The sequence below is a fragment of the Pseudomonas sp. PIC25 genome (assembly GCF_002286785.1).
Lineage (GTDB): Bacteria > Pseudomonadota > Gammaproteobacteria > Pseudomonadales > Pseudomonadaceae > Pseudomonas_M.
This window is the reverse complement of the sequence record NZ_MUJY01000149.1, coordinates 1-1245: the sequence shown is the minus strand read 5'-3', so window position 1 is coordinate 1245 and position 1245 is coordinate 1. Positions and strand designations below refer to the sequence as shown.

Annotated in this window: 1 protein-coding gene; it reads left to right on the top strand. The window is 68.7% G+C overall.

Features of this window, described 5'->3' with window-relative positions; translation table 11 throughout:
• The coding region (locus BZL41_RS18690) for an RHS repeat domain-containing protein (protein WP_143518120.1) at nucleotides 1-1245 on the top strand (1245 nt) is incomplete at both ends.

Sequence of the window (1245 nt, the reverse complement as noted above, 5' to 3'; positions counted from 1 at the left end):
CGAGAAGAAGGAGTTCGGCGACGACGGCAGCGAGCTGATCACCACCTACCAGCGCGACAGCGCCGGCCGCCTGCTGGTGAAGACCCTGCCGGACGGCGAGCAGGTCCACTACGCCTACGACGGCCTCGGCCGGCTGGTCAGCGTCGACGACGGCCAGTGGCCACTGGCCTACCGTTACGACCTGCAGGACCGCCTGATCGAGGAGCACCAGGGCTGGGCCACCCTGCGCTACGCCTACGACGCCCTTGGCAAGCTCAGCCATTGCCGCCTGCCCGACGGCAGCCGCCTGGATTACCGTCACCAGCCCGGTGGCGCCCTGGCCGCCATCCAGCTCAACGGCCAGCCGCTCACCGCCCACCAGTTCACCGCCGGCGGGCGCGAGCAGTTCCGCCAGCAGGGCGTGCTGCTCAGCGAATACCAGTACGACGAACAAGGCCGCCTGCTCGCCCACCGCGTGCATCAGGACGAACGCCGCCTGTTGCAGCGTCAATACCGCTACGATGCCAACGGCAACCTCGCCGGCATCGACGACTCACGCAAGGGCAGCAAGCGCTTCCACTACGACCCGCTGGACCGCCTCGTCGCGGTGCGCGGCGACACCCCGGAAAGCTTCGTCCACGATCCCGCCGGCACCCTCCTGGCGCAGAGCGGCACCACCGGCTCCGGGCTGGCCAACGTCAAGGGCAACCGCCTGCTCATGCAGGGCGACCGCCATTTCGACTACGACGCCTTCGGCAACCTCATCCGCGAACGCCGCGGCGCCGGGCACAAGCTGGTCACCGAATACCGTTACGACGCCCAGCACCGCCTGATCGGCGCCACCCTGCCGGACGGCCGCCAGGTGCACTACCGCTACGACGCCTTCGGCCGGCGCATCGCCAAGACCCTGGACGGTCGCACCACCGAGTTCCTCTGGCAGGGCGAACGCCTCATCGCCGAAAGCGCGCCGGGCCACTACCGCAGCTATGTCTACGAACCCGGCACCTTCCGCCCCCTGGCCCTGCTCCAGGGCGAAGGCCCGCAGGCCCAGCCCTGCTACTACCAACTCGACCACCTCGGCACCCCGCAGGAACTCACCAGCCCCGGCGGCGACATCCTCTGGTCCGTCAAATACCGCGCCTACGGCAACGTCGCCCAGGTGGAAATCGCCGACATCGACAACCCCCTGCGTTTCCAGGGCCAATACTTCGACGCCGAAACCGGCCTGCACTACAACCGCCACCGCTACTACAATCCCAACACCGG